This window comes from Pseudocnuella soli, assembly GCF_004347775.1.
GTDB classification, from domain to species: Bacteria; Bacteroidota; Bacteroidia; order Chitinophagales; family Chitinophagaceae; genus Flavisolibacter; species Flavisolibacter aquaticus.
The window spans coordinates 2327119-2352035 of sequence record NZ_CP037755.1 but is presented as its reverse complement, the minus strand read 5'-3'; the positions used below and the strand labels follow the sequence as shown (position 1 = coordinate 2352035).

The following is a 24917-nucleotide window of genomic DNA, read 5'->3' as shown; positions in this document are numbered from 1 at the left end:
CAGGAGGAACTCTGGGACTGCTCGAAGAAATGAATTTTGTGGTGGGCAAAAAGCCGCCCGAGCATTGGACCAAGCCGCTGTTTGTATCAAAAGACTGGAGCCGCGTGGTGGCCTTTCAAACCGGGTTTTGCGTGTGCATGATATCGCTGGCCGTGCAGGGATCGGCCAACGGTTTTAACCTGCAGGCCTTAATTGGCGATGAGGTAAAATACTGGGATGAGGCAAAGTTTAAATCGGAAGTAAAGCCCGCCATCCGTGGTGCCAAAAACATTTCGGGCACCTGGCTGAATTTCAAAGCCAGTGGTTTTTCTCCGACAAGTTTCCAAGCAAGGGCGCCGATGTAAGCTGGGTAATGCGCAAGGAGAAAAGCGTGGATTGGGAAACGGTGCAAACCGTGTACGAACTGCAACTGTATGTGTTCGGGCTGCAACGCGATGCCGAGGAAGCAGCAAGCGAGTCCACCAAATACCGCATCGAAAAAGAAATTGCCGAATGCGAGGAACTGCTGTGCGAGCTGCGCAAAGATCTGGTATATTACCGCGATGCGGAGCCCTACGAAAATCTGGAAGTGCTGAGCGAAAAGTTTTTCCGTGATCTGCGCCGCGACCTGACCGAATATGAGTTTGATGTGGCGGTGCTCAACCTCGATCCGGACAAAGCCAGTGAACCTTTTTACCCCGATTTTTCGCCAGTGCACCTCTACAGCCACCCGCAATGATGTCGACCCCAACAGGTCGCTGATGATTGCATTGGATTACCAGCACTCCATCACGCCGGTAGTTACAGCGCAGTGGGGGGTGCTGCCCGGCTCGCCGTGGACCACGCTCAACTTTGTGCGGTCGCTGCACGCACTGCCCGGCAGCCTGGAGCGGGCCATGGAGCTTTGGTGCGATGCATACGAGAGCCACCACGAAAAGCTGGTGTATTACATTTACGACCACACCGCCATTGCCCGCGGCTGGTCGGTGGTAGAAGTGTACACAGGCGATGCGCCAGACCACGGTGTAAAACAGGAAAGTATCCGCAAATGGCTGCGCAAAACCGGCGATAAAGCCATCCGCATGAACGAAGAGCGAAACCCGTTCCTGATCAAGTCCATCAACAAAACCGATGCGGTGCTGGTGCAGGGCAAAACCAAAAAAGACAAAAGCAGCGAACGCAGCAAAAAAGTACCACCCGAGGAAAGCACCCACTATTCCGACGACTTCGATATGATTGTGTGGGGTGCGCTGGAGTTGGAGCTGGTGCCCATGTCCGACATGGGCGGAATCGACCTCACTACATGGTAAAATGGTAGGGCTGCTCAACATATAAGGAGAAAGAAAACGGCATAAAAAAACCGCTATACAATAGCGGTTTTTTAAGCTTTTCCCAAATAGTTGAACTATCGGACCTTCCTCACACCTTGGGCATGGTGGTTTACTCCTTCATATGACCAATATTGATCAAACAACAGTTGTCCATTTTTAAACCGCAGGTTTTCGTAAATAGTGGTTTGAAAGGGGTACGGTGGCGGGTTGCTGATAGTAAAAGTTAGTTTGGTGTTTTCACTATTCAAAAAGTCCCATGTCATGGTATGGGATTGCCCGTTTGCGTCGATATACGCTCCGGTTTTATTCTCATTGAAGTAAATGAGTTCTGAGTCAAAGTTTTGGGTATTTCCCGCTGCTCCTCTTTTGTAATAAAGAATCGTATTAGCACTGACGCCTCTCACTTCATCCAAAATCCAGACTTTGTTGCTGAGAAACATTATAGAGATTGCGGTGTCTTTCATTACAATGGTGTCCTTCTTGGTAACCACAAGAGTGTCCCGTTTGGTAACGACAACAGTGTCAATAATCGTTTTCTCTTTGGTGCAGGAAGTAACGCTTGTTTGCAGTAACAGCAGGAAAGCTACCACAGCGACGTAGGAAATGCCAATAAGTTTTTTCATTTGCAGTTTGGTGTTGTGATAAATCAAAAGCCAAGTACGAATTAGTTTTGTTGCAGCCAGCGCGAAAGTATCTGAACTAATTCAGGTCGTCAATTTACTGATGAGCTTTTGACTAAATATCCCATAAAAATCACATAAAACAAATGCGGTTCACCCGGTCCATACTTATTACCAAGCAAAAGCATGACAAAAAACGCCGAAAAATCTAGTCCGGATTTATTTGGCGGGAATGCAGCAAAATCAAGGGTTTTGGCTAAAAAATAATTTACAAAAATCCGGAATCGGGAAGAAAAGCAAGGCGGTCCCTAACCGAGCGGTAGCCGGACACCAAAAATGGACAGAAATATGAAAGGTGTCCGGGCTATCAACCAGTTTGTCAACTTTCTGGTGAACATTTCATTTTTTGGCTGCATTGTTATGTGGATGGCAACGGAAAGAAGAAACAAACAATGAGTGCTGAGCCAAAGCATAACTGAAAACATGTTAGAACTTATCTCAAAAATACCTTAGCAGCATGATGATGGCAGCGAGGTAGAGAAAGCCTTGGAAGTTGTCAGCTTTTCTTTCATAACGCACCACACATTTTCGATAATTGTGCAACCATGCAAAGAACCGTTCTATGGTCCAGCGGTGGCAGTAGTGGCGCAATCGTCTGCCGTCCTGTGTTTTCTTTTTGCTGCGGTTGCGCTTGTGCGGTGAAATCAACTCAATGCCTTTTCTTCTTAGCTGCTTGTCCAGCGGATCACTGTGATAGGCCTGGTCTGACACCACCCGCCGCATTTTGGTCTTGTTGAACCTTTCTTTGATGGTTTGCTCCAGCAGCGTACTTTCAAATGGTGTGGCGGAGAAAACGCTAATTGCCAACGGGTGGCTCCTTTTTGTAACAACCACCATCACCTTAAAACCTTTGCCCCGCTTGGCCTTTCCGATTTTGTCGCCCCCTTTTTAGCCGAGGAAAAACTCCCATCGGCTACATCCACGTCTGTGTTTTTTCTTTTACTAGCATGATACAGGCTCAAGGCTCCCAGCATCTTCTGCATCACGCCTTTCCTGACCCAGAGTTGAAAGTATCAGTGACAGGTCTGATACAGCGGATATTTCTTCGGCAGCAGATACCAGGGTGAACCGGAGAACAAAATCCAAACAATGGCATTCATGACCTCCCGCGGATTACGCCTTGGCCGCCCCTTCCCATCTCTTCTGCGTTTTGCCTTTGGAACAAACGGCTCCAATACCATCCATTCTCTGTCGCTTAAATACACACCACCTTTTATAATACACGATTTCCAATACATCGCTCAAAGAACATACCTAGCTAAATCCATTTTTGAGATAGGTTCTAGGTTTTGGTGAGATGTTGTTCATGAAAAGTAACAGGCATTAATAACGACCGTTGATGATGGTAGCTAGCTGTCATCGTTCTGAATGATATAATAGATTCAACCAAAAGATCAACATCTATACAACATTTGCAACGCATTGAACAATTACTTGTTTACACCCATTACTACATTCAGCTGTCATATACACATCAAAATTCGGGTGTTGGTCCAAGTTATAAACCAGGCACCTATTTTGCTAAAATTTTTAGTAAAATTGCACTATTTACTAACACCGCCAACATGTACCAGAAAACGGAAATACTTTCCCGCCTCAGGCAGGACATCGCCTCACTCCAAGGCTACAGGGCAGCGCCATCCGCTTTATCCGACAACCTGGGGCTGGGGCCGATCAACCGGTCGATGCCCAACGCGGCTTTTCCTTTTAAATCGGTACATGAATTTATTTGTCCCGGTGCGGCAAGCATGGCTACTTCGTCAGGCTTCATTTCGGGATTGCTGTCATCGGCCATCAAAAATGGAGGCATTTGCCTTTGGGTTGGTTCGCGGCGCAGTCTGTTTCCACCTGCGCTCAAATTGTTTGGCATCAACCCGCACCAAATATTTTTCATACACCTGCCCAATGCCAAACAGGTGCTTTGGGCCATAGAGGAAGCATTGAAATGTACCGTTCTCACGGCAGTGGTCGGCGAAATTCAACACCTCGATTTCACCAGCAGCAGGCGCCTGCAACTGGCTGTCGAAAAAAGTGGCGTTGCCTGCTTTTTATTACGCACCGGCAATGCTAACACCACAACAGCCTCGGTTACCCGCTGGCAGGTAACACCGCTGCCCAGCATCCCCGAAGCCGGCATGCCCGGCGTGGGCCATCCCCGCTGGCGGGCAGAGTTGCTTAAAGTACGCAACGGTAAGCCCGGCACATGGGAACTGGAATGGCGCAACGGCCGTTTCCGTCACCCTTCCAAACTCGCCGTTATCAATGGCGGTGTGCAAAAAAAGGCGGGATAAAATGGGCAGGCGTTTTGTTTCCATATGGTTTCCGCACCTCGCCACCGACTGGTTTACCCTGTTGCAGCCCCGGCTGCGGCAACAAGCATTTGTACTAAAATCGATTGTGCATGGCCGTATGGTGGTGGCTGCCGCCAACGTGCTGGCACAGCAAAAAGGCGTGCATGCAGGCATGCTGCTGGCCGATGCACGGGCTATTTTTCCCGGCCTGGAAGTGCTGGATGACAAACCAAACCTGGCGAGCCAACTGCTACAGCGTGCAGCCGAATGGTGTGTCCGCTTTACCCCTGTTGCCTCTCCCGATCCGCCCGCAGGCGTGTTGCTTGATGCTACTGGCTGTGCACACCTGTGGGGTGGCGAAGATGCTTACCTGGCAACCATCACTAACCGCTTGGCTGCACGGGGTTATACTGCACGTGTGGCTATGGCCGGCACACCAGGCACAGCATGGGCACTGGCACGTTTTGGCAAAGCCAATATGATTGTGCAAAACGGAGCTGAGGCCGCGGCACTGAAACCCTTGCCCGCAGCAGCATTGCGGCTTGATGCAGCGACCATCGACCGGCTTACAAAACTGGGGCTGCGGCAGGTTGGCGTTTTCATAGCCATGCCGCACGCCACCCTGCGGCGGCGCTTTGGCCCACAGATCATCCAAAGGTTGCAGCAAGCATTGGGCACGGAGCAAGAAAGCATACAACCCGTGTACCCACCCGAGCCTTTCCAGGAACGCCTGCCCACCATAGAGCCAATCCGTACCCGCGGCGGCATTGAAGTGGCGCTGCACAACCTGCTGTCCCCTTTGTGCACCCGCCTGCGCAAAGAGGGAAAAGGTTTGCGTGCTGCTTATTTCAGGTGTTACCGCACCGATAGCCAAACAAGAGGCATTGAAATAACTACCAGCCGCCCGGCCCATAACGAGGCGCACCTGTTCTACCTATTCAGCCTGAAACTGGATACCCTGGAGCCAGGCGAAGGCATCGAGTTGTTTGTACTGGAAGCTACCAAAACAGAAGTGGAAACGCCACTACAGGAAAGTCTTTATGAGGCTGGCATGGGTGTAAACGACCCGCAACTGGCCGAACTATTCGATAGGATTACAACCAGGCTGGGAGCAGATGTCATCAGCCGTTACCTGCCCGCCGAGCATTACTGGCCCGAGCGGTCGTTTAAACAGGCACCGCTTTTTGCAGCCGCACCGGATGCTGTTTGGAAAACCGACAAGCCCAGGCCGCTGCAACTGCTGTCGCCACCAGAGCCCGTGGAGGTGGCAGCACCCATCCCCGATTACCCGCCCATGCTGTTCCGCCATAAAGGACGCCTGCACAAAATTGTAAAAGCAGATGGCCCGGAGCGGATTGAACAGGAATGGTGGATACAGGAAGGCGAGCACCGCGACTATTACTGTGTTGAAGACGAAGAGGGCTGCCGCTACTGGCTGTTCCGGCTGGGACACTACATGGCGGATCGATCGCATCAGTGGTTCCTGCACGGATATTTCGCATAAGCAACACTGTGATACGATAATAAGCTTTAAGCAGCCATAAGCCTTTGCATTTACCTATATAAAAAAACATGCAGTACGCCGAACTCCAGATCACGTCCAACTTTACTTTTCTCCGTGGCGCATCTCACCCCGATGAGTTGGCGTTGCAGGCCGCAAGCCTGGGACACACTGCTTTTGCCATTACCGACCGCAATACACTAGCAGGCGTTGTGCGGGCCCATGCCGCGGCAAAAAAAGCAGGCATCCGGCTCATTCCCGGTTGCCGCCTCGATCTGCAGGATGGGCCTTCGCTGCTGGCTTACCCCATGCACCAGCAGGCTTATGCCCGTTTGTGTACGCTGCTTTCAACCGGCAACCTACGTACCGAAAAAGGTGATTGCAAACTGTATAAAAACGATGTGTATCACTATGCTGCGGGCATGCAATTGATGGTAGTGCCGCCGGAAAAACTGGATGAGGATTTCAGATTTGATAGCACATTTGAAAACGCATTGCAGGAATATAAAAATGCTTTTGGCGCCAATTTATCCCTTGCCGCCGCGAGGCGCTATAATGGCGATGACAGCAAACAATTGTACCGGCTGGCGCAATTGTCGGCACAACTGGACATCCCATTAGCAGCCACCAACGATGTGCATTACCATATACCCGAACGCAGGCAGTTGCAGGATGTGCTTACCTGCATTCGCGAAGGTTGCACCATTTACAATGCCGGCTACAGGCTGCTGCCCAATGCCGAACGTTACCTCAAGCCGGCCGTAGAAATGGAGCGCCTGTTTCTGCACTATCCGGAAGCCATTGAACACTCCAACGCAATAGCGGCGGCCTGCACTTTTTCGCTGGACGAACTGCAATACGAATACCCCGAGGAAATAACCACGGAAGGCCGCAGCCCCATTGCGGAGCTCTCCCATTTAGCCCTGCAGGGCGCAAGAGAAATATTCGGCGATCCTATTCCTACAAAAACCGCCAATGCCATACAATACGAGCTGCATTTTATTGAGCAGGTAAATTATGCTGCGTATTTTTTAACGGTATATGATATTGTGCGCTTTGCCCGCAGCCGCGGCATTCTTTGCCAGGGCCGCGGCTCGGCGGCCAATTCCACTATTTGTTTTTGCCTGGGCATCACATCGGTAAACCCCGAGCATTTTGACCTCTTGTTTGAACGCTTTGTTTCGATGGCCCGCAACGAGCCGCCGGATATTGATGTGGATTTTGAACACGAACGCCGCGAGGAAGTGATACAATACATTTATAAAAAATATGGCCGCGACCGTGCCGCAATTGTTGCTACCGTTACGCAGCAGCATGGCAAAGGCGCCATCCGCGATGTAGGCAAAGCCATGGGCCTGTCGCTGGATGTGGTGGGGCGGCTTGCAGGCGCCATCCCGCATCATTACAGTAACGAAGGCGTGGATGAAGGAAGCATTCGCGAACTGGGGCTGGACCCGTCCGACAAGCACCTGCGCAAAGTGCTGCAGCTAACGCAGCAGCTGATTGGTTTTCCACGCCAACTGGGGCAGCACACGGGCGGCTTTGTTATTACCAATGGAAAGCTCACCGAGCTGTGCCCGGTACTGAATGCACGCATGCCCGGCCGCACATGCATTGAGTGGAACAAAGATGATATTGATGTGTTGGGATTTATGAAAATTGACGTGTTGGCACTAGGCATGCTTACCTGCATCCGCAAAGCATTTGACCTCACCAAACAGCATTACCACGAAGACCATACGCTGGCCAATATTCCGCAGGAAGACCCGGCCGTGTATGAAATGATTTGCCGCGCCGACACCATTGGTGTGTTCCAGATTGAAAGCCGTGCCCAGCAAACCATGCTGCCGCGGCTCAAGCCAAAAGAGTTTTACGACCTGGTGATTGAAGTGGCTATTGTGCGGCCCGGTCCCATTCAGGGAAATATGGTGCACCCCTACCTGCGCCGCCGCAACAATGAAGAAGCAGTTACTTATCCATCCAAAGAATTGGAAGCGATCCTACACCGTACGCTGGGTGTGCCGCTGTTCCAAGAGCAGGCCATGAAGATTGCCATTGTGGCTGCAGGTTTTTCGCCAGCCGAAGCCGACGAGCTGCGACGCAGCATGGCCACGTTCAAGGCACAGGGCGTTGTGTCTAAATTCAGGGATAAACTGGTTGCGGGCATGGTCAAAAACGGGTATGCCGAAGATTATGCGCAGCAGGTTTTTAAACAACTCGAAGGGTTTGGATCGTATGGCTTTCCGGAAAGCCATGCAGCTTCGTTTGCATTGCTGGTGTATGTATCCAGCTGGCTCAAATGTCATTACCCCGATGTATTTGCCTGCGCACTGCTCAACAGCATGCCGATGGGTTTTTACCAGCCGGCACAAATTGTACAGGATGCCCGCAAACACGGCGTGCCCATCCTGCCCATTGACATCAACCACTCCACTTGGGACAACCAACTGGAACCAACAGTAAACGAAACAAAGTTCAAAACACTGCGCCTTGGTTTTCGCCAGGTAAAAGGCATGCGGGCCGAAGACATTGCCGTGTTGCTTGCCGGCAGAACACAACTTTATACCAGCATCAATAGCTTGCGCGATGCCGGTGTTTCGGATGCGGCACTGGAGCGCCTTGCCGATGCGGATGCTTTTCGTTCCATTGGCCTGGACCGGCGCCAGGCGCTGTGGGAAGTAAGCACCAAAGACCGGCCCCAAGCGCTTTTTGCGGGGCAAACGCCACCCGACGCTATTGGCGAGCAAACAGACTTGCCAACGATGCAGCCTTCCGAACATGTGGTGTATGATTATGCAACTACATCGCTTTCGCTAAAGGCGCACCCGGTTCATTTTTTAAGACAACAATTGTCGCAGCTGCACGTAACACCTGCAGCCGACTTGGCCGGTTTACAAAACGGGCAGCCAGTAAAAGTGGCCGGGCTGGTGCTGGTGCGGCAGCGGCCGGGCACCGCCAAAGGCATCTGGTTTATGACCACTGAAGATGAAACGGGCTTTGCAAACCTGGTTATTTTTCCAAACGTGGTGGAGCAATACCGAAAGGCCATTTTGCATGCACGGCTGATCATGGTGGAAGGCACGCTGCAAGTAGAAGGCATCGTGATTCATGTGTTGGTGCAGGCCTGTTATGATATGTCTGCTTTGTTGCGGCGCCTTTCGCCGGGCACCAATCAAGCTACATCTGTGCAAACACTTTCCCGCGCTGATGAAAAATCATTGCTATCGGACCAGCAACCAAAAGCAGTGCAGCAAAACCTGTTTGGCGACGCAAGGAATTTTAGGTAAAAAAATAGCACTACAAATGTTGCTTTGTTCCATTTTTTACGCAGCAAATACAACAAAATTCCATTTCGATCAATGAAACAACCCAGTTAAAAACGATTGGCAACAATCAATACCCATCAATCACAGCATCAAATCATCTTTACCAAATTCAAACTGCATATCAATCAATTTGCGGTACAAGCCGCCTGCTTTCATCAACTGCTCATGCGAGCCTTGCTCCAGCACCGTGCCTTTGTCAATAACTACAATTTGATCTGCCTTGCGGATGGTGGAAAGCCGGTGTGCAATCACAAAGGAAGTGCGCCCTTTCATCAGGTTGTCCAACGCCTGTTGCACCAGTTGTTCGCTTTCACTGTCCAGCGATGATGTGGCTTCATCCAATATCAAAATAGCCGGATCTTTTAAAATAGCACGGGCAATGGCAATGCGTTGCCGCTGTCCGCCACTTAATTTAATACCCCGCTCTCCTACCACCGTGTTGTATTGCTCTGGGAAAGCCGTAATGAACTCGTGTGCATTGGCACTGCGGGCCGCAGCCATAATTTCTTCATCGGTTGCGCCAGGTTTGCCGTAGGCGATATTTTCTTTAATGGTGCCGCCAAAAAGAATGACCTCCTGCGGCACAAATGCCATTTGCTTGCGCAATTGCGTCAGCGGGATAGCAGTAATGGGTTTACCATCGAGGTACAGCGATCCGTTGTCCAACTCGTAAAACCGGAGCAACAGGGATGCTAGCGTGCTTTTGCCCGCACCGCTTGGGCCTACCAATGCCACCTGTTCGCCGGGTGCTGCATGCAGCGAAATATCACGCAACACAGGCACATCTTTTCGCCCGGGATAGCTGAACGAAACATGCTCAAACTGTACTTCGCCCCGGATCCCGTATTCAGGGGTTACCTGCACCGATTGCAGTTCCACTGCTTCGCCTTCGCCGCGCAGTATTTCGCGGATGCTTTGCGTGGCGCCCAGTGTTTTTTGCAGTTGCGAAAACATATCGGCAAAGCCGGCAAACGAACCGCCCACAAACATCGAAAAGATCACAAACATGGTGAGCGATCCCATAGTCAATTCACCTGTTTGGATCAGCGTAGCGCCATACCACATCACCCCCGCAATGGCGCCAAACACGCTAAAGATCATGAATGACACAAAAGCGCCGCGGTAGCGGGCATTGGTGATGGCTGTTAGCACCACCGCCGACAAGCTTTTTACATACCGGCTCGTTTCATAATATTCACCGGTAAAAGCTTTTACAATGGAAATACCCTGGAAGGTTTCCTGAACAATGGTGCCGCTTTCGGCCAACTGATCCTGCGCCCTGCGGGCCATTTTGCGGATGCGCATGCCAAACACTACGGCCAGCACGGCAATGAAGGGTACCACCGCCAGCATCAACAACGAAAGCCGTGCACTGATCCAGAAAATAAACATCAGGCCGATGATGAGGGTAAAAATGCCGCGCAGGAATTCGGCCAGCGTAAACGAAATGGCATCCTGGATCTGCGACAGGTCGGACGAAAGACGGTTGCTTAATTCGCCTACCCGTTTTTCGGCAAAAAAATGCATGGGCATGCTTAGTAGTTTGCTGTACACATCCTTGCGCATATCGGCCAGCGACCGCTCCCCAACATCGGTGAGTAGGTACACCCGCATAAACGAAAAAACAGCCTGCAGCGAAAGCTGCACGAATATGAGCAGCAGGATGGTGTTCAAATCAAGCCGCAGGTTTTTTAGTTCGGTGCCAAACGATGTGTTGCCAAGGGCATTACCGCCAGGAATCGCTGCTGTTCCCGGCGCCACGGCGTCGATCATTTTGCCCAGCAAAAAAGGAAACAAACTCGTGGAAAATGCCGACAGCGCAATGAATACAAGACTCAGGATAAACTTGCCGCGGTAAGGCCTGAGGTAGGCAAACAGGTCCATTGCTTCGCGCAGGCGTTCCTTCGAAATTTTCACTTTCGGTCGATCCGGTTCGTTGTTGCCACCCCTGTTGCGCCTGCTGTTTGCCATAAATCCTGTAATTGGACGGCAAAGATCGGGTGCAGCAGCGGATTACTGGGATCGTGTTTCATTTAAAAAAAGAGCCGCTGACATAGCTGGGTAATTACAGCTTCCAGTTTATAGGACAGTTGTTTTTTGTTTAAACAATCAGTCCCATTTTCATCATTAAATCCACACCAGTACCGCACCACAACTTTATCTTTCTTTTGGAGGATTGCCACTGCTACTGGCGTCAATATTGCTCAATACATTGGTATGAACAAGATGCTTTTAGCCCTTGCTGCCTGTTTGGTGCTGACCGTTTCGACGGGTGCACAACAGGGGAAAGGACAACTTAATATTCAACTGAATAAGGCCATTTTTCAACCCGGCGATTCGCTGCTGCTCCTTGCCGATTACCGGGACAGCAGCGGCCAATTGGGCAACCCAACACTGGCTACGCTGGAACTGGTTATTGAAAACGAGCAGGGCATGCGTACCCGGCTGCGCTGGCCCATGATCGAAGGGCAGGCCAGCGGCGCCCTGTACCTGTCCGACTCGTTGCCCCGCGGCAAATACACCCTGTTTGCAGGTTTGCAGCCCCGCTTTTTTGAAGTGGTGGGCAAAGTGCGAGATGGCCGGCACGGTGGCCAGATCCAGGCCATGCTCCTCACCAAAACCGGCGAATGGGCCGAGCAGGCAGTGCCCGTGGCGCAGGACGGCAGCTTTTCCATTGGCAACTGGTTGTTTGAAGAAAATGCATTGATGGCTTTTTCCGGAAGGGAAAACAGCAAGCAACTGCTCGATATCCGCATCAGCACCCAGCTCGATTCGAGCTTTGTGCCGCTGGCGGTAGCGGGCCGCAGTTTTTATGTGGGCAACCCGCCGGCATCGGCACAGGCCAACCTGGGACAAACCCTTGAAACACCGCAAAACCTTTTCGCCGACCAAGGCACCACGCTACCTGCAGTAGTGGTGCGTGCCACTGCTAAAAGCAGGGCCGAGCAGTTTGATGAGGAATATGTGAGCGGCTTGTTCCGCTCGGGCAACGAACGCATTGTGAGCATTATAGACGATCCAAGCGCATTAGGCTTTTACAATATTTTTTCATACCTGCAGGGCCGCGTGGCGGGCTTGCAAATAACACCGGCCGGATTCAATGGCGGCATGGCCCGTTGGCGCGGCGATCCGGTTAATTTTTTCCTGGATGAAGTAAGGACCTCGGCGCAGCAGATTGCTAACATTCCCATGAGCGATATTGCCCTTGTAAAAGCCTACCCGCCGCCATTTATTGGCGCCCCGGGTGGTGGCGGTGCCATTGCCATTTACACACGCCGCGGCGGCGAACGTGATTTTCTTCCGCCCAACCGGCAGGTGTTCAAAGTAAGGGGCTACACGCCAGCCAGCACCACGCTGCGTATGGACAAATTGAGTATGTAACTGGCAAACATTTTTCTAGAAGCCTAGCGAACAGCACCTGCATTGGCATTAAATACCGCGGTATTCAACGATGAAGCGGGTGCTTTCAGTTTGTTGTACACATCGTCGTAGAATGTGATGCGGCCGTTTACATCAAACCAAACGGTGCTGTAAATAATATATACATTCATCGGCTGGCTGGCAGCTATAACAATTGGCTCCTGTTGGTGCAGGCAGCCCGCTTTCAAAACGGAATCGATTTGAAACCTGTGCTCTTTTGCCACCATTGCAGCCAGTTCGGCAGCCTTTGCCACGCGAACACAACCATGACTATAAAAACGACGGTAAGTGTTGAATAAAGTTTTAGCCGGCGTATCGTGCAGGTACACCGAAAACGGGTTGGCGAAATTTAACTTGACAAGGCCCAACGAGTTATCGCAGCCCGTTGACTGTCGGATGGTGTATGGAAAGTTGGATGCGCTTAACGATTGCCAGTTGATGCTGTGCGGGTCCAGCAGCTTTCCCTGCCGGTTCAATACCTGGAAATTATTTTGTTCGAGATAAGATGTATTGCGTTTGATTTTTGGCAGCAACTCTTTTGTGGCAATGCTCTGCGGCACGGTCCAATAGGGATATAAAATTACTTCGGTGATGGTGCTGCTCAATGTTGGCGTTGGCGTATTGGGCTTGCCTGCAATGATTTTTGAATCAAAAACCGGCTCCCCATTTTGATACAATTGCAAACTGGCCGATGGAAGGTTTACAACAATATGCGGATTGCGGTGTTGCATGCTCCCCATCCATCGCATATAGTTTAGTGCTACTTTGATCGCCTCAATCCGTTGCTGGATGGGAACGTTCATTGCCCGCAGCGTCGACGGCCCCAGCACGCCATCAGGCTGCAGCCCAAGCAACGCCTGTGCTTCTTTTATTTTTGGAGCTAACGAACCTTCAAAATTTACTGCGTGGGCCGAGTCAAGTATTCGAAGCTGCATCAGTTTTTGCACCAAAGCTTTGTTGGAGACATCGCTGTTTTTTGCACTGATCGTTACTTCCGAAAAATCTAAGTGCCGCGTCAATGGATTGAAGTAGCGCAACCATTGTTTCAAGCCAACATACATTACGTCCGCGGGTTCTGCAGCCGCTAAAAAATGGGTAAGATCGTCCTTCGCGAAGCTGGCAGCTAGTAAGACTATCATTGGTGTTCTATCCGGCTTATATTTTACGCCATCAAAATTGAAAGAAGGCAACTGACTTCCATACCGAACATCACCATAAAAGTGCAGTGCGGCATCTGTTAGCAGCAACTCATTGGTTGCGGAATCTAACATGTTTTTCATTGGCGAACCAGTTGCAAATGAAGCAAGTGTTTGCAGCCTGTAATGAGATGTTTCCAATCCCAGATCACCGGCAATTTGCAGATCCCGAAGCAATACCTGGCGGTGCTTTAAGCCGGCGTTGTTCAGCCATGCAATTTTGTAATCGGTTTGCCCGTAAAATTGCTGCACCAGTTGCGCATCTTGCATACCTGCGTTAGCAACAAACGACGAATCCTGTAATAAACCACGCAACAGCGCCGGACTCAATTGCGCTTTTGCCTGCAACACCATAGTGCTGAACCAAAGCAAAGCAACATATTGAAACAGTCGGCTCATTGCTGGATGTTTTTTCAGTGCATGACCCAGGTGGCAAGAATTGATCAATGGAAAACATTGCTCTGCTGGAATTATTAAATCGATCCTGATGCAGTGGAATGATCCAAAGACTAAAAAAGGACGCAGCCAATACCAAAGCTGCCGCCGGCAACAATGGCTACTTTGTTTCCAAATATCATTTCCATAAAAAAGCATTTGTCGAAATATAGTGCGCCAATTGAAATTTTTCCATGATGGCAAACAGCTACCAGCATGATGCAGGATGGCTTTAAAGCAAGTAGCAGGAACGCAACCAACGGCGCAGCAAACCCGCAACCACAGCAGTTTATAGCAGAAGAACCAAGCGCAAAAAATTGCCATTGATCAGCCGAATAACAATGGCAAGAAACCGCAGCCTACATGATAATCTTTCTAATCGAAAGCACCGCTGAAATCCCTGAGCGTTGTCAGTAAAAATGCAATAAAAAAGAGGCAAATTGTAGTGTACCAAAATTTACAGATATGAAGCGTATTCTTGTCCCCACCGATTTTTCGCCCTGTGCCGGCAAAGCGCTGGAATACGCAGCATGCCTTGCACAAAAAATGGGTGCTGAAATTATTTTGCTGCATGCCTGCGATCTGCTGGGCGAAGAACATCAATCGCGAAAGGCACTGATTGCGGATTATAATAAATCCATCCAGTCCAATGCCAGTGCGCAGCTAAAAGCTTTGAAGGCACAAACAACCGCGTCTACACAGGTACCAGTTGCCACTAGATTGTACGATGGCCCGGTTGTCGCATCTGTGTTGGATGCAACCGCCCAAAACAAGGTCGACCTGATTGTAATGGGCACGCTGGGCGGCTCTGCTTTGCACAATAAAATTTTTGGATCACTCACTGCCGAACTACTGTCGGCGAGCCCTGTGCCGGTTATTGCGGTACCGCATGCATACGAATGGGCGGAACCCAAACGTGTGTTGCTTGCGCTGAATAATCCGCAGGAAAAAAACGCTGTATTGCAGCCTGCATTCGACCTGGCTGCGGCGTTTCACTCAGACGTTCATGCGGTAGTGTTCTCTGACTTTGATGAAGCGGGTGCAGCTGTTTTGGAAAAAGGTCGCGGCATGTCGAAGATCGTGGCGCAATTGCAGGAAGCCCACCCGCAAACACCGGTAACAACGGTACATATTGGCGGCAATGCATTTGAAGATGCGATCCAGGAATACATCAATGCGCACAACATCAACCTGCTGGTGATGATCACACACAAACGAAACAAAATACAACAACTGTTTCGGCAAAGCCTTACCCGCAAAATGAGCTATCATGCCGCGGTTCCGCTTATGGCCGTTCACGCATCGGTGTAGTAAGCATTTGGCGGGTTAATGTGCGGTCGCAAGTGTGTTTAAATGTTCACGGGTTCACAGGTTCACGAGTTGGTTTACAAAACTCTCAAACTTGTGAACCCGTGAACTTGTGAACTAGTTTCTACTGCTGTTGATACGGCCCGTACACCGCATCGCGAAAGGCTTTGTGCAGGCCGCCATAAAACGGCATCACCTGCACAAACAATACGGCGGTCAACTCATTTACCGGGTCAACCCAAAACAAAGTACTTGCGGCGCCATCCCAGAAAAACTCACCTACTACACCGTTGTTTTCCGCAGCAGAAGCAGGCGGCCGGGTACGCACCGCAAAATCGATCCCAAAACCCACCTGCCCTTTCGATGGCAGCCACATGCGTTGCGAAACGGTATCTGACAAATGGGAAGTAGCCATTAGTTGCACCGTTTGCGGTTTCAAAATGGTGGCGTTATTGAACTTGCCTTTGTTGAGCAACATGCGGGCAAACTTCATATAATCATCCACTGTGGATATAAGCCCAAACCCACCGGGCTTCAGCGCACGGTCTTTAATATTAAACTCGTTATCGCCCATCGAAATAGCCGATGCGTTTCCGGTGGCATCCCGTTGATACAAAGTTGCAAAGCGGTTGCGGTCGGCTGGCGCCAGCACATATCCGGTGTTGTTCATGCCCAGCGGCTTAAAAATATTTGCAGCCAGGTATTGATCAAATGGTTTTCTGGAAAGCTTCTCCACCAGGTAAGCCTGCACATCTACTGAAGCGCCATAACCCCACTGGTCACCGGGATGAAATAATAGCGGCAGGCTGGCCAGCCGTTTGGCCATTTCGGTCAGCGTATTATTGGGATTAAATACATCCGCCTTTGCCACCAATGGGTTAAGCACCGGGTGGTCGATGCCGGGTGCAAAACCGGCCGTGTGACGGGTAATATCGCGGATGGTGATGGGCCTTTTCGCAGGCTCAAGTATCATGTTGCCGGAAGCATCGGTGCCTTTGTACACCTGCATGTTGGCGAACTCGGGTGCATACTTTGAAAGTGGATCGTCCAATTGGAACAAGCCTTTCTCATACAGTTGCATCAAGGCCACGCCGGTTATGGGCTTGGTCATGGAATAAATGCGGGTGATGGTGTTGCGGTCCATCGGCCGCTTTGTTGCAGCATCGGCATAGCCAAATGCATTGAAATAAGCCTCCTTGCCTTTTTCATACACCAGGGCAGACACACCGGCAATCTGGCCCGAGTCGACAAATGATTTCAGCGCCGCATCGATGCGGGATTTTGCCGTAGCATCAATGACGGTTTTTTGCTGGCTTTGTGCAATTGCCGGTTGGGCAAACACAGCGATCAACAAGGGGAGTAACAATGCAACTATCGGTTTCATTATGGTTTTGTAATTTTTGCAATCGAAGGAAGTAAAGCATATGGCTGCAGAAGTTTTCTTTACAGCAGACATTTATCACGCCATTGAATGTACAAAAATTAGCAAGATGGACCGCTGAAACTGCACTTTGGGCTAAGTCGTATGAAATTGGGATAAATAAATTGACTGACTAAAACGAACCGCTGTAAAAAACTATGTTGTTGAAAAATGTAGTGAGAGGCTTGATTGATTTATCAAGACAAAGAGAACAATTGATATTTTAAAACATCGACCTACTTGGATAACTACCGGATGTTTTCCGGCACCAATAGCACGCTCCCATCGCTTTTAACTTGCCACGCAATGATGGAATTTATATGATAGCCACCCATCTTGTTTCCCCGGGCTTTTTTGAGTTGTGCCAGCGTTGGCTGCGTATACCCGGTTTCATCAACAGCGCGGCTCATTATTTCGGTTGCCTTTCCATCCCATTGCCATAAATAACGGAAAGCAGTATGCGCTTTATCTAAAACCGGCCCGCCAAGTTGCGCAGGCTGCCAGCTTCTACCCTCATCGGTGCTGATCTCCACCTTTGTAATTTTTCCGCGGCCGCTCCAGGCAATACCCCTGATCTCGATCCAGCCTTTTTGCACCACTGCCGGGTAGGTTGGAAACGTAATTACCGAACGGGCATCCATCACAAAACTAAATTGCCGCACTTTATCGCCCACTTGCTCGGTGTACTTTGCCGTTTCCTCGCGGGTCATAAAAGGCTGGTCGGATACTTCAATGCGGCGGATCCATTTTACACTGGTATTGCCTTCCCAGCCGGGCAGCAGCAGGCGTGCCGGGTAGCCCTGCGCCGGACGCAGCGCTTCGCCGTTTTGTGCAAATGCAATCATGCCTTCTTCCAGTGCCTTATTTACCGGTATGCTCCGCGTCATCACGGCCGCATCGGAGCCTTCGGCTAAAAACCAGGTGGCTTTTGGATGGATGCCCACTTCGCGAAACAGGGTAGACAACAATACACCGGTCCACTCACTTTGGCTGGTAAGGCCGCAAATATCCTGCGGCGTCATTTTTTCTTTACCACTGCGAAAATTGCCCGAGCACTCCAGGAAAAAAATGCGGGAAAGCGAGGGAAACCTTTTCAAATCGGCCAGGGTAAACACCATGGGGCGTTCCACCATGCCGTGAATCAGCAGTTCGTAGCGGTGCGGATCGATGGCCGGAATGCCGCCGTGGTGGCGTTCAAAATGCAGGTCGGATGGCGTGATGGTTCCGTACAGATCCTGCAGGGGCGTTCGCGAGGAGGTATCAGATGGTTTGCGCAACGGTTGCTCATACGGCGACCGGCTACCCAGCCGGCTGGGCATCGGCCCAAGCACTTTGGTGGGATCGTGCAGCAGCAAACTATCTTTTGACAAAGCCGTTTGCACCACCTGCCCCGACGATTGCTTCAGCAATACCGTTGCGGCCGTTGCCGCCATGCCCCCCAGCAGCATGCGGCGGCTTATATTATTACCAGCGGGCTGGTTATTTAACTGCGATTTTTTTTCCATAAAAAGTGCTTAACGGATTTCGGCACCGCCGGTACGGTCGTCGGGAACAAACAGGTCTTTGGCAGGCATTACCACTTTGGGCAGGTTAGCTGCATTCATTTCTATGTCGGCTGCCACCAAACCATTTGCATGCAATAGGTATGAGGTAAGGTGATACACTTCTTCATTGCTCAGCGAGCCCGGTGCATTAAAGGGCATGGCCCGCCTGATATAATCGAACAGCGTGGTAGCATAGGGCCAGTAATTGCCAATGGCTTTTGCTTTTGATGTATCGCTGCTCACTAGCCGGTTGTACGGGCCTTCTACACCGGTAGCGCCGTGGCAACTGGCACATTTTGCTGCATAAATGGCGCGGCCTTCGGGCACCGTACCCGAGCCGGGCGGCAGCCCCTGCCCATCGGGGCGTACATCAATATCGATGGCGGCAATTTGAGCGGCAGTTGCGGGCCGGCCAAAACCAAATCGGCTGGGCTGCACCATTTGCACTACTTCGTTGTTGCGCTGGTTTGGAGCACAACTAAAAAGGAGCGTAAATAAAAGGCATAGCGGTAGCAGGCGGCCTGTTGCAAGCTGCTGCGAAAAATTTTTCGGTAAATACATGGCTTATTTATCCAAACAGCAAAAAGGCAATAATGAGGGTAACAATGATGTTGAAACCCTGCGCAATCAAAAATGCATACAGCGGTTTTTTGCTGTTCTGATTAAACAGGTCGGCAAAGTTGGTTTCAAGGCCAATGCTGGTAAATGCCAGCGCAAACCAAAGCCCCTGCAGGTTTTTCAAACTGTCTTTAACGGCAGCAGAAGTTTCTGGCGATACCGCAAATGAAAACAAGAGCGATGCGGCAATAAAGCCCAGTACAAACTTGGGAAAACGTTCCCAGATCACCTTCAAGGTTGGCTTGTTGGCTTCATCCTTTGCAGCAGCATGCTTGGTGTACGTCCAGTAAATGGAAATAGCAAATGCCGCCAACCCCAGCAACACGTTCTGCGAAAACTTTACGATGGTACTGATCTTTAAAGCCGTCTCACCAACCAGCGTTCCGGATGCCACAACAGCGCCAGTGGTATCGATGCTGCCGCCCAGCCATGCGCCGGTTACCTCCTCCGGAAAGTTGAAGTAGTTGGCGATATAAGGCATGAAGATCATCATGGGGATGGCCGTGATCAGCACCATTGAAATAACGTAAGAAAGCTTCTTCGAATCGCCTTTGATGGCACCCGATGTGGCAATGGCAGCCGACACCCCGCAAATGGAAACCGCACTGGCAATCATCATCCGCAACTCATCGTCCACCTTCATTTTTTTACACAACCAAAAAGCAAAATACCAAACCGAAAGCACCACAGCCAGTGCCTGTATCAACCCTAAAGAACCGGCTTTAAGAATGTCGGAAAATATAACGCTGGTACCCAACAGCACCAGGCCAATTTTTACAAACAACTCTGTTGAAAGCGTGGACCGAAACCACTCGGGCAACCGGAAAAAATTGCTGATCAGCAAGCCAATGGTCAAACTAAAAATTACGGCCTCGAGGTTGAGGCTTTTCATGGTAGCGCTGCCCGCAATAATAAGCGCAACAATGGTAAGCAGGTACACTACCGGAAACACGATCACGGATCGCATCACCGGCTTACCCAATAAAAGCGAACCGAAGAGGGCTACAGCAAAAACATACAAAAACTGCAACCCGATGATGCCCAGGTTAGCAGCGGTCAGGACTTTTGAAAATAACTCTTCTGAATTGCTCCACCCAAATTTGGGCACCGGAAGTATAAAGCCAAATAGGGTAACGCCAATGATTAAAAACCCGAGTACCACTACCACCCAGTCTTCGTGCAGGGCTGGCTTTTTGGAAGCGGTAAACGGAGCTTGTTCAGCCGGCGTTGGCTGCACTAATTGTTCTGTGGTTTGCATGCGAAGGGTGTAATTGTATGTTGAAAATATCCTTTAAAGCCTGCTTTGCGGCATGGTGGCCGCACATGCCGTGCACCCCGCCACCCGGCGGCGTTGAGGAAGAGCAGATATAAATACCTTTTGCAGAAGTACGGTACGGCGAATAACGCAGCGCGGGGCGGGTAAACAACTGGCCCGCATCGATGATGCCGCCGTTGATATCGCCGCCAATGTAGTTGGGGTTATGTGCTTCCATTTGCACCGTGTTCATGGTATGGCGGCCAATGATGCGATCACGAAAACCTGGTGCAAAACGCTCCACCTGCCGCTCAATGGCTTCGGTCATGTCTTTGGTGGAGCCATTGGGCACATGGCAATAAGCCCATGCTGTATGTTTGCCTTTTGGCGCCCTGGATGCATCGAACAAACTTTGCTGCGCAAGCAGCACAAATGGCTTATTGGGATGGCCGCCCCTTGCAGCCAATTGTTCGCCTGCGGCAATTTCTTCAATGGTATTACCCAAATGTACCGTGCCTGCATTGCGGCAGCCTTCAGCGGTAAAAGGAATGGCATCATCCAGCGCCCAATCTATTTTAAATACGCCCATACCGTAGCGGTACCGGTTCAATTGCCATTGGTAAATGGAAGAAAAACGATGACCTGCAATCTGCAACAACTGGCGGGGTGTAACGTCGAATAAAATGGCATGTGCACTGGGCAAGGCTTGCAGGCTTTTTACAAAATGCCCGGTTTCTATTTTCCCGCCAAGCGATACAAAATAAGAAGCCAGCGCCCCGGCAATGGCATGCGAGCCGCCCAACGGAACCGGCCAGCCCTGCAAGTGGCCTACACCCATCAACACCAGGCCAATGGCCGATGTGGTTAAATTGGAAAGGGGCTGTATGGAATGTGCCGCCATGCCGGCCCACAACCCCCTTGCTTCCCTTGTTTTAAAACGTTTGGAAAGCTGCAATGCAGATGTGATGGCTTTTAACCCAAACCGTGCCATTGCAATGGGGTGTTGGGGAAAATGCAGGGGCGCCAATACATCGCGGTCGATCAGCGGCCAGTCGGTTGTTACTTCATTCATCAGCCTGCGATAGGCGTCGGCATCGGCACCTAACAATTGGGCCGTGTCTTCCACGCTTCCATGGAGTATTGCCGCTGTGCCATCATCAAACGGGTGTGCAGCCGCAACCTGGGGGTAGGTAAATTGCAGGCCATGCGCTGCCAGCGGAAGGGTTTTAAAAAACGGCGAGCCGGCAGCAAGCGGGTGAATGGCCGAGCAGGTATCGTGCAAAAAACCGGGCAGAGTCAGTTCTTGGGTGGAAAGTCCGCCGCCAATCTCCTTCTTGCCTTCGATCAATAACACGGAAAGCCCGGCCTGCTGCAGCGTAATGGCTGCGGCTAACCCGTTAGGCCCCGATCCCACTACTACTGCATCGTACTCTGTTTTGGGTAAAGACATCAATTATTTTGCTTCACTAAAGTTATCGGTAAAAAAATCATGTAACTGCAGGGTAGCTTTCCGGGTTTAATATTTACCGGCTACCAACGTGCTTTCGGAAAGGGTGTACTTTTTTGGTGCACGATCCAGCACTACATAAATAGAGTCGCCGGTTTCGTTAATGCCATTCAGCACTACCCTTGCACCGCCATCAGTAGCTGTATAATTCAGCACCATACGAGCCCTTCTAAATGTTTCATTCGATTCTGCCGCAATGCCCCTGGTACGCCGGGCAGAGCGTGCCCGTTCATCGATCTTCAAATCTTCATCGCCAATCACCGCCAGCGATGCGGCTGGTATCCAGGAAGATTTTGTTTCCGGCTTATTTTCAGGTTCATTTCTTTGACTGCCACTGCCTGCACCCTGACGACGCCTCCGGATGGCCGCGGTATTTTTATCCTGCAAATACAGCACATTGGCAACCGTATCTGCTTCATAATAAAATGCCCTTAAACCGCCTCCGGTACCGGTCAGCTCAAACGTACGGTTGATGTCGCGCATGGGCGAACCGCCACCGTTTGAAAGATCAAGTTGCACCGGCTTAGCAACCCTGAAGGAAAGGGTTGACCATTTTTCGAAATAGGCCTCCTGCCAACGCACCGTATCGAACGGCGAGTAGGGTATAACGTTACCGTTTAAACGAAACTCCGTTACGTTGTAAAAACCACGCAGCTCGGTAACACCCTTTGCAGCGGGCTGCTTGTACGGGTCGTATAAAAAATTTAAATACTGCACATAAAACAGCACTACCAGAAAGATAAATATGGTTAAAGATTTCAGGCCAATGCGGGTTAGCTTTAACCACTTTCCAAAACGGGGATAATAGCTTTTAGGCACAGCCAGCCGCTCCTTGATAAAATAGTTATACAACACCGGGATATCCTGAATCATCAGAAAACCCGCCAGCAGCACAAAGTAAGAACTGTATACATGCACGCCACCATCGTAGGCGAAGTTTACATATACGATATCACCTAAAGCACCGAAGAGTAACACAGCGCCCAATAGTGTTGTTTTGCGAAAAAACAGCATTACGCCGGCAGCCACTTCCACAATACCTGCAAACACCTGGTACCAGGGTACTATACCAATGGAAAGCCAGTATATTTTTTGTGCAGTAAGGTCGCCAAAGTCTGTATTGAGCAAACCTTCCGATGGGTAGGGCATTTGCACCGGAAGCAGTTTGGTAAAGCCAAAACCAATGATGCCAATGCCGGCACGATACCGCACAATTACCCGCAGCCAGTAATAAAGATCGTTGTAAGAACGACGGTTGCGATTCAGCGCCGACCAAACTAAGCCAAGGATCACAGAAATAAACAAGGTATTTATCCAGATGGCATAACCCAAAAGGTTGTTGCCGAAAATGGTATTTCCCAAAAAGGTAAACCCGGAATTAAAGCGGGCAATATCATAAATATCACGGTAGTGCAGGCTGGTCCAGTCTATGGAAAAAAGATTGCTGTACCAGGTGGTGCTATTAGGCAGCGACATGGCCACAAAAAACACGAAGGCAATGCGCAGCAATACTTTTTGCCAACCCTTCCAGTCGCCTGTGGATTGCTGTTGGCGCGGTTGCTGTGTAAGCAGGCTATCTGTGGAAAGAACCGGTTTATCCAGTACGGTTTGTGTTGCAATTGCAGTTGGCATAAACTAATGTTTTTGAGTGCACAGGTTATTACAGGCTTACAGCTTAATGGGTTTGTTACGGCCTTTTTCAGCTTCAATCAGCAGGTACTTTTTGGGAATGCGGTTCAGCACCACATGCAGCGAATCGTTGCGTTCGTTTACACCGTTCAATACAATCTGGTCTTTTGATCTACGGGTAAATTGAAACACCAGCTTTTCGCCGGCATTGTTGCTATTCTTATTTTGCAGCAACAGTTTGTTTTGTGCTGCATCTACCGAGTATTGGTAATAATGTCTGCCTGCAGATCCTGCCAGTTCATAAATGCGTTCTTCATCTTTTTTTGCAACGTGCTCCACCATTGCATGTTCCAATGCTACCGGCCGGTTTGAGCGGATGCTGATGGTTGCCCATTCTTCAAAAACAACATCTTTCCAACGCACCGGATCGGTTGCGGAGTAAGGTAGCACCTGGTTGTTGATGCGAAATTCAGCCACATCGTAGATGCCTGCGGCACCCGCCAGGCCTGGTGTTTTTGGAAATTGGTAACGATCTTCCCTGGCGCCACGATAAGTAGCAAACCCATACACCCCTACAAAAAATAGGACGAACAAAGCCTTTGCGGCATACCTGCCGGTTTGCTGCCACGCCGCCATAAATGTTGGTTTAAAACGTTTAGGCACAACCGCTTTTTCTTCGCCGAACAGTCGGTACAATCCAATGGCATCATAGGCCAGTAAAAAAAGTGCAAGGCTGATGAGGTATAAACTGTATACATGTTCGCCGCCTTCGTAAGCCAGGTTCGACATAAACACATTTCCGGTAAATATGGCAATGATGAATGCACCGATGGTTGCCGTTTTGCTGTACAGTAAAAGCAGGCCTGCCGCAATCTCCACCAGACCAAGAAAAGATTGATATCCCGGCACAATTCCCAGGCTCATCGAAAATATTTTCCAGGCCGACAGATCGCCGTAGTGCGTATTCAAATTGCTGATGGAAGGGAAGGGCGCCTGCAACGGAAACAGCTTGATCATACCATAACCAATAATGCCAATAGCCAGGCGATAGCGCACCGCTACCCGCAGCCAGAAATAAAGTTTATGATACTCCTTGCTGCGTTGGTCGGCCACCGTCCACACGGCTACGCCAATTAATGCAACCAGTGCAGCTATGGCCCAGTTGTAAAAGCTATCATCTGCAGTGAACAGTTTAGGCGAATAACGTGTCAGGTGAAATATATCGCCGTAGTGCAGTCCCAACCAGCCAAATGAAAACAGGTTTGCCAGATAACTCAAGTCGAGCGGCAACACCTGGATCAGAAAATAAATAAAAAAGAATCGAAACAGGATTTTCTCGTATTCTTTCCAAGGCGTAAGACCAACGGGTGTGCTCTGATTCATGCCTGTATGTTTATAAGCAATCAAATAAATTTTGTAGTAAGCGGGTTAAGTCAATTGGTAAAACCCAAAGCGTGCAACTGAGTTTTGGGTTTTA

Annotated in this window: 20 protein-coding genes; 8 read left to right on the top strand and 12 right to left on the bottom strand. The window is 50.2% G+C overall.

The annotated features are described in order from the left end of the window. The first annotated feature begins 29 nt into the window (after positions 1-29). The 3 genes from EPD17_RS09640 to EPD17_RS09630 are packed head-to-tail and all read left to right on the top strand — an operon-like array spanning position 30 to position 1289. Complete coding sequence (locus EPD17_RS09640; RefSeq protein WP_132053771.1) at positions 30-344, top strand: hypothetical protein; 315 nt, start codon at positions 30-32, stop codon at positions 342-344. Positions 345-352: 8 nt separating this feature from the next. After that, complete coding sequence (locus EPD17_RS09635) at positions 353-718, top strand: hypothetical protein (protein WP_132053769.1); 366 nt, start codon at positions 353-355, stop codon at positions 716-718. 22 nt (positions 719-740) lie between these two features. After that, positions 741-1289, top strand: coding sequence for a hypothetical protein (locus tag EPD17_RS09630; protein ID WP_132053767.1), 549 nt, complete (start codon positions 741-743; stop codon positions 1287-1289). Between the two features lie 95 nt (positions 1290-1384). On the opposite strand, the gene EPD17_RS09625 is transcribed toward EPD17_RS09630, so the two are convergent. From EPD17_RS09625 to EPD17_RS20410, 3 genes are all read right to left on the bottom strand, one after another. Continuing rightward, positions 1385-1933, bottom strand: a complete 549-nt coding sequence (locus EPD17_RS09625; RefSeq protein ID WP_132053765.1) for a hypothetical protein — start codon at positions 1931-1933, stop codon at positions 1385-1387. A 495-nt stretch (positions 1934-2428) separates the two neighbouring features. Further along, positions 2429-2827: a transposase gene (locus EPD17_RS09620; RefSeq protein WP_240040793.1), complete on the bottom strand. Its 399-nt coding sequence runs from the start codon at positions 2825-2827 to the stop codon at positions 2429-2431. Between the two features lie 176 nt (positions 2828-3003). Continuing rightward, complete coding sequence (locus EPD17_RS20410; RefSeq protein ID WP_394346403.1) at positions 3004-3171, bottom strand: transposase; 168 nt, start codon at positions 3169-3171, stop codon at positions 3004-3006. Between the two features lie 384 nt (positions 3172-3555). On the opposite strand from EPD17_RS20410, the gene EPD17_RS09610 reads away from it, so the two are divergent. The 3 genes from EPD17_RS09610 to EPD17_RS09600 all read left to right on the top strand — a co-directional run bounded on the left by EPD17_RS09610 (position 3556) and on the right by EPD17_RS09600 (position 9069). Beyond that, positions 3556-4281: an ImuA family protein gene (locus EPD17_RS09610; RefSeq protein WP_132053759.1), complete on the top strand. Its 726-nt coding sequence runs from the start codon at positions 3556-3558 to the stop codon at positions 4279-4281. Beyond that, positions 4253-5785: a Y-family DNA polymerase gene (locus EPD17_RS09605; RefSeq protein ID WP_240040788.1), complete on the top strand. Its 1533-nt coding sequence runs from the start codon at positions 4253-4255 to the stop codon at positions 5783-5785. Before EPD17_RS09610 ends, EPD17_RS09605 begins: the two co-directional genes overlap by 29 nt. Before the next feature lie 68 nt (positions 5786-5853). Beyond that, a complete protein-coding gene (locus EPD17_RS09600) occupies positions 5854-9069 on the top strand; it encodes an error-prone DNA polymerase (protein WP_132053757.1) in 3216 nt (1071 codons plus the stop codon). 120 nt (positions 9070-9189) lie between these two features. Here the strand turns inward: EPD17_RS09600 and EPD17_RS09595 are convergent, their stop codons facing one another. Next, positions 9190-11079, bottom strand: coding sequence for an ABC transporter ATP-binding protein (locus EPD17_RS09595; RefSeq protein ID WP_132053755.1), 1890 nt, complete (start codon positions 11077-11079; stop codon positions 9190-9192). Positions 11080-11325: 246 nt separating this feature from the next. Here EPD17_RS09595 and EPD17_RS09590 point away from each other — a divergent pair, with 246 nt between their 5' ends. Next, a complete protein-coding gene (locus EPD17_RS09590) occupies positions 11326-12489 on the top strand; it encodes a hypothetical protein (RefSeq protein ID WP_132053753.1) in 1164 nt (387 codons plus the stop codon). A gap of 23 nt (positions 12490-12512) precedes the next feature. Here EPD17_RS09590 and EPD17_RS09585 read toward each other — a convergent pair whose 3' ends face one another. Continuing rightward, positions 12513-14123, bottom strand: a complete 1611-nt coding sequence (locus EPD17_RS09585) for a L,D-transpeptidase family protein (RefSeq protein WP_165929581.1) — start codon at positions 14121-14123, stop codon at positions 12513-12515. 501 nt (positions 14124-14624) lie between these two features. On the opposite strand from EPD17_RS09585, the gene EPD17_RS09580 reads away from it, so the two are divergent. Then, positions 14625-15470 (top strand): universal stress protein, encoded by an 846-nt coding sequence (locus tag EPD17_RS09580; protein ID WP_132053749.1) that lies wholly within the window; start codon positions 14625-14627, stop codon positions 15468-15470. Between the two features lie 121 nt (positions 15471-15591). On the opposite strand, the gene EPD17_RS09575 is transcribed toward EPD17_RS09580, so the two are convergent. From EPD17_RS09575 to EPD17_RS09545, 7 genes are all read right to left on the bottom strand, one after another. Next, on the bottom strand, positions 15592-16851 hold the full coding sequence (locus tag EPD17_RS09575; protein ID WP_132053747.1) for a serine hydrolase domain-containing protein: 1260 nt from the start codon (positions 16849-16851) through the stop codon (positions 15592-15594). Positions 16852-17135: 284 nt separating this feature from the next. Then, a complete protein-coding gene (gene soxC / locus EPD17_RS09570; RefSeq protein ID WP_132053745.1) occupies positions 17136-18392 on the bottom strand; it encodes a sulfite dehydrogenase in 1257 nt (418 codons plus the stop codon). Positions 18393-18401: 9 nt separating this feature from the next. Continuing rightward, a complete protein-coding gene (locus EPD17_RS09565; RefSeq protein WP_132053743.1) occupies positions 18402-18992 on the bottom strand; it encodes a c-type cytochrome in 591 nt (196 codons plus the stop codon). A 7-nt stretch (positions 18993-18999) separates the two neighbouring features. After that, positions 19000-20307 (bottom strand): YeiH family protein, encoded by a 1308-nt coding sequence (locus tag EPD17_RS09560; RefSeq protein ID WP_132053741.1) that lies wholly within the window; start codon positions 20305-20307, stop codon positions 19000-19002. After that, the gene (locus tag EPD17_RS09555) at positions 20267-21754 is read right to left on the bottom strand and encodes a phytoene desaturase family protein (protein ID WP_132053739.1); all 1488 of its coding nucleotides are present in this window, start codon (positions 21752-21754) and stop codon (positions 20267-20269) included. The genes EPD17_RS09560 and EPD17_RS09555 overlap by 41 nt, the downstream gene beginning before the upstream one ends. A 66-nt stretch (positions 21755-21820) precedes the next feature. Further along, positions 21821-23443, bottom strand: a complete 1623-nt coding sequence (locus tag EPD17_RS09550) for a hypothetical protein (RefSeq protein WP_204743397.1) — start codon at positions 23441-23443, stop codon at positions 21821-21823. Positions 23444-23479: 36 nt separating this feature from the next. Beyond that, on the bottom strand, positions 23480-24823 hold the full coding sequence (locus EPD17_RS09545) for a DoxX family protein (RefSeq protein ID WP_132053737.1): 1344 nt from the start codon (positions 24821-24823) through the stop codon (positions 23480-23482). Positions 24824-24917 lie beyond the last annotated feature (94 nt).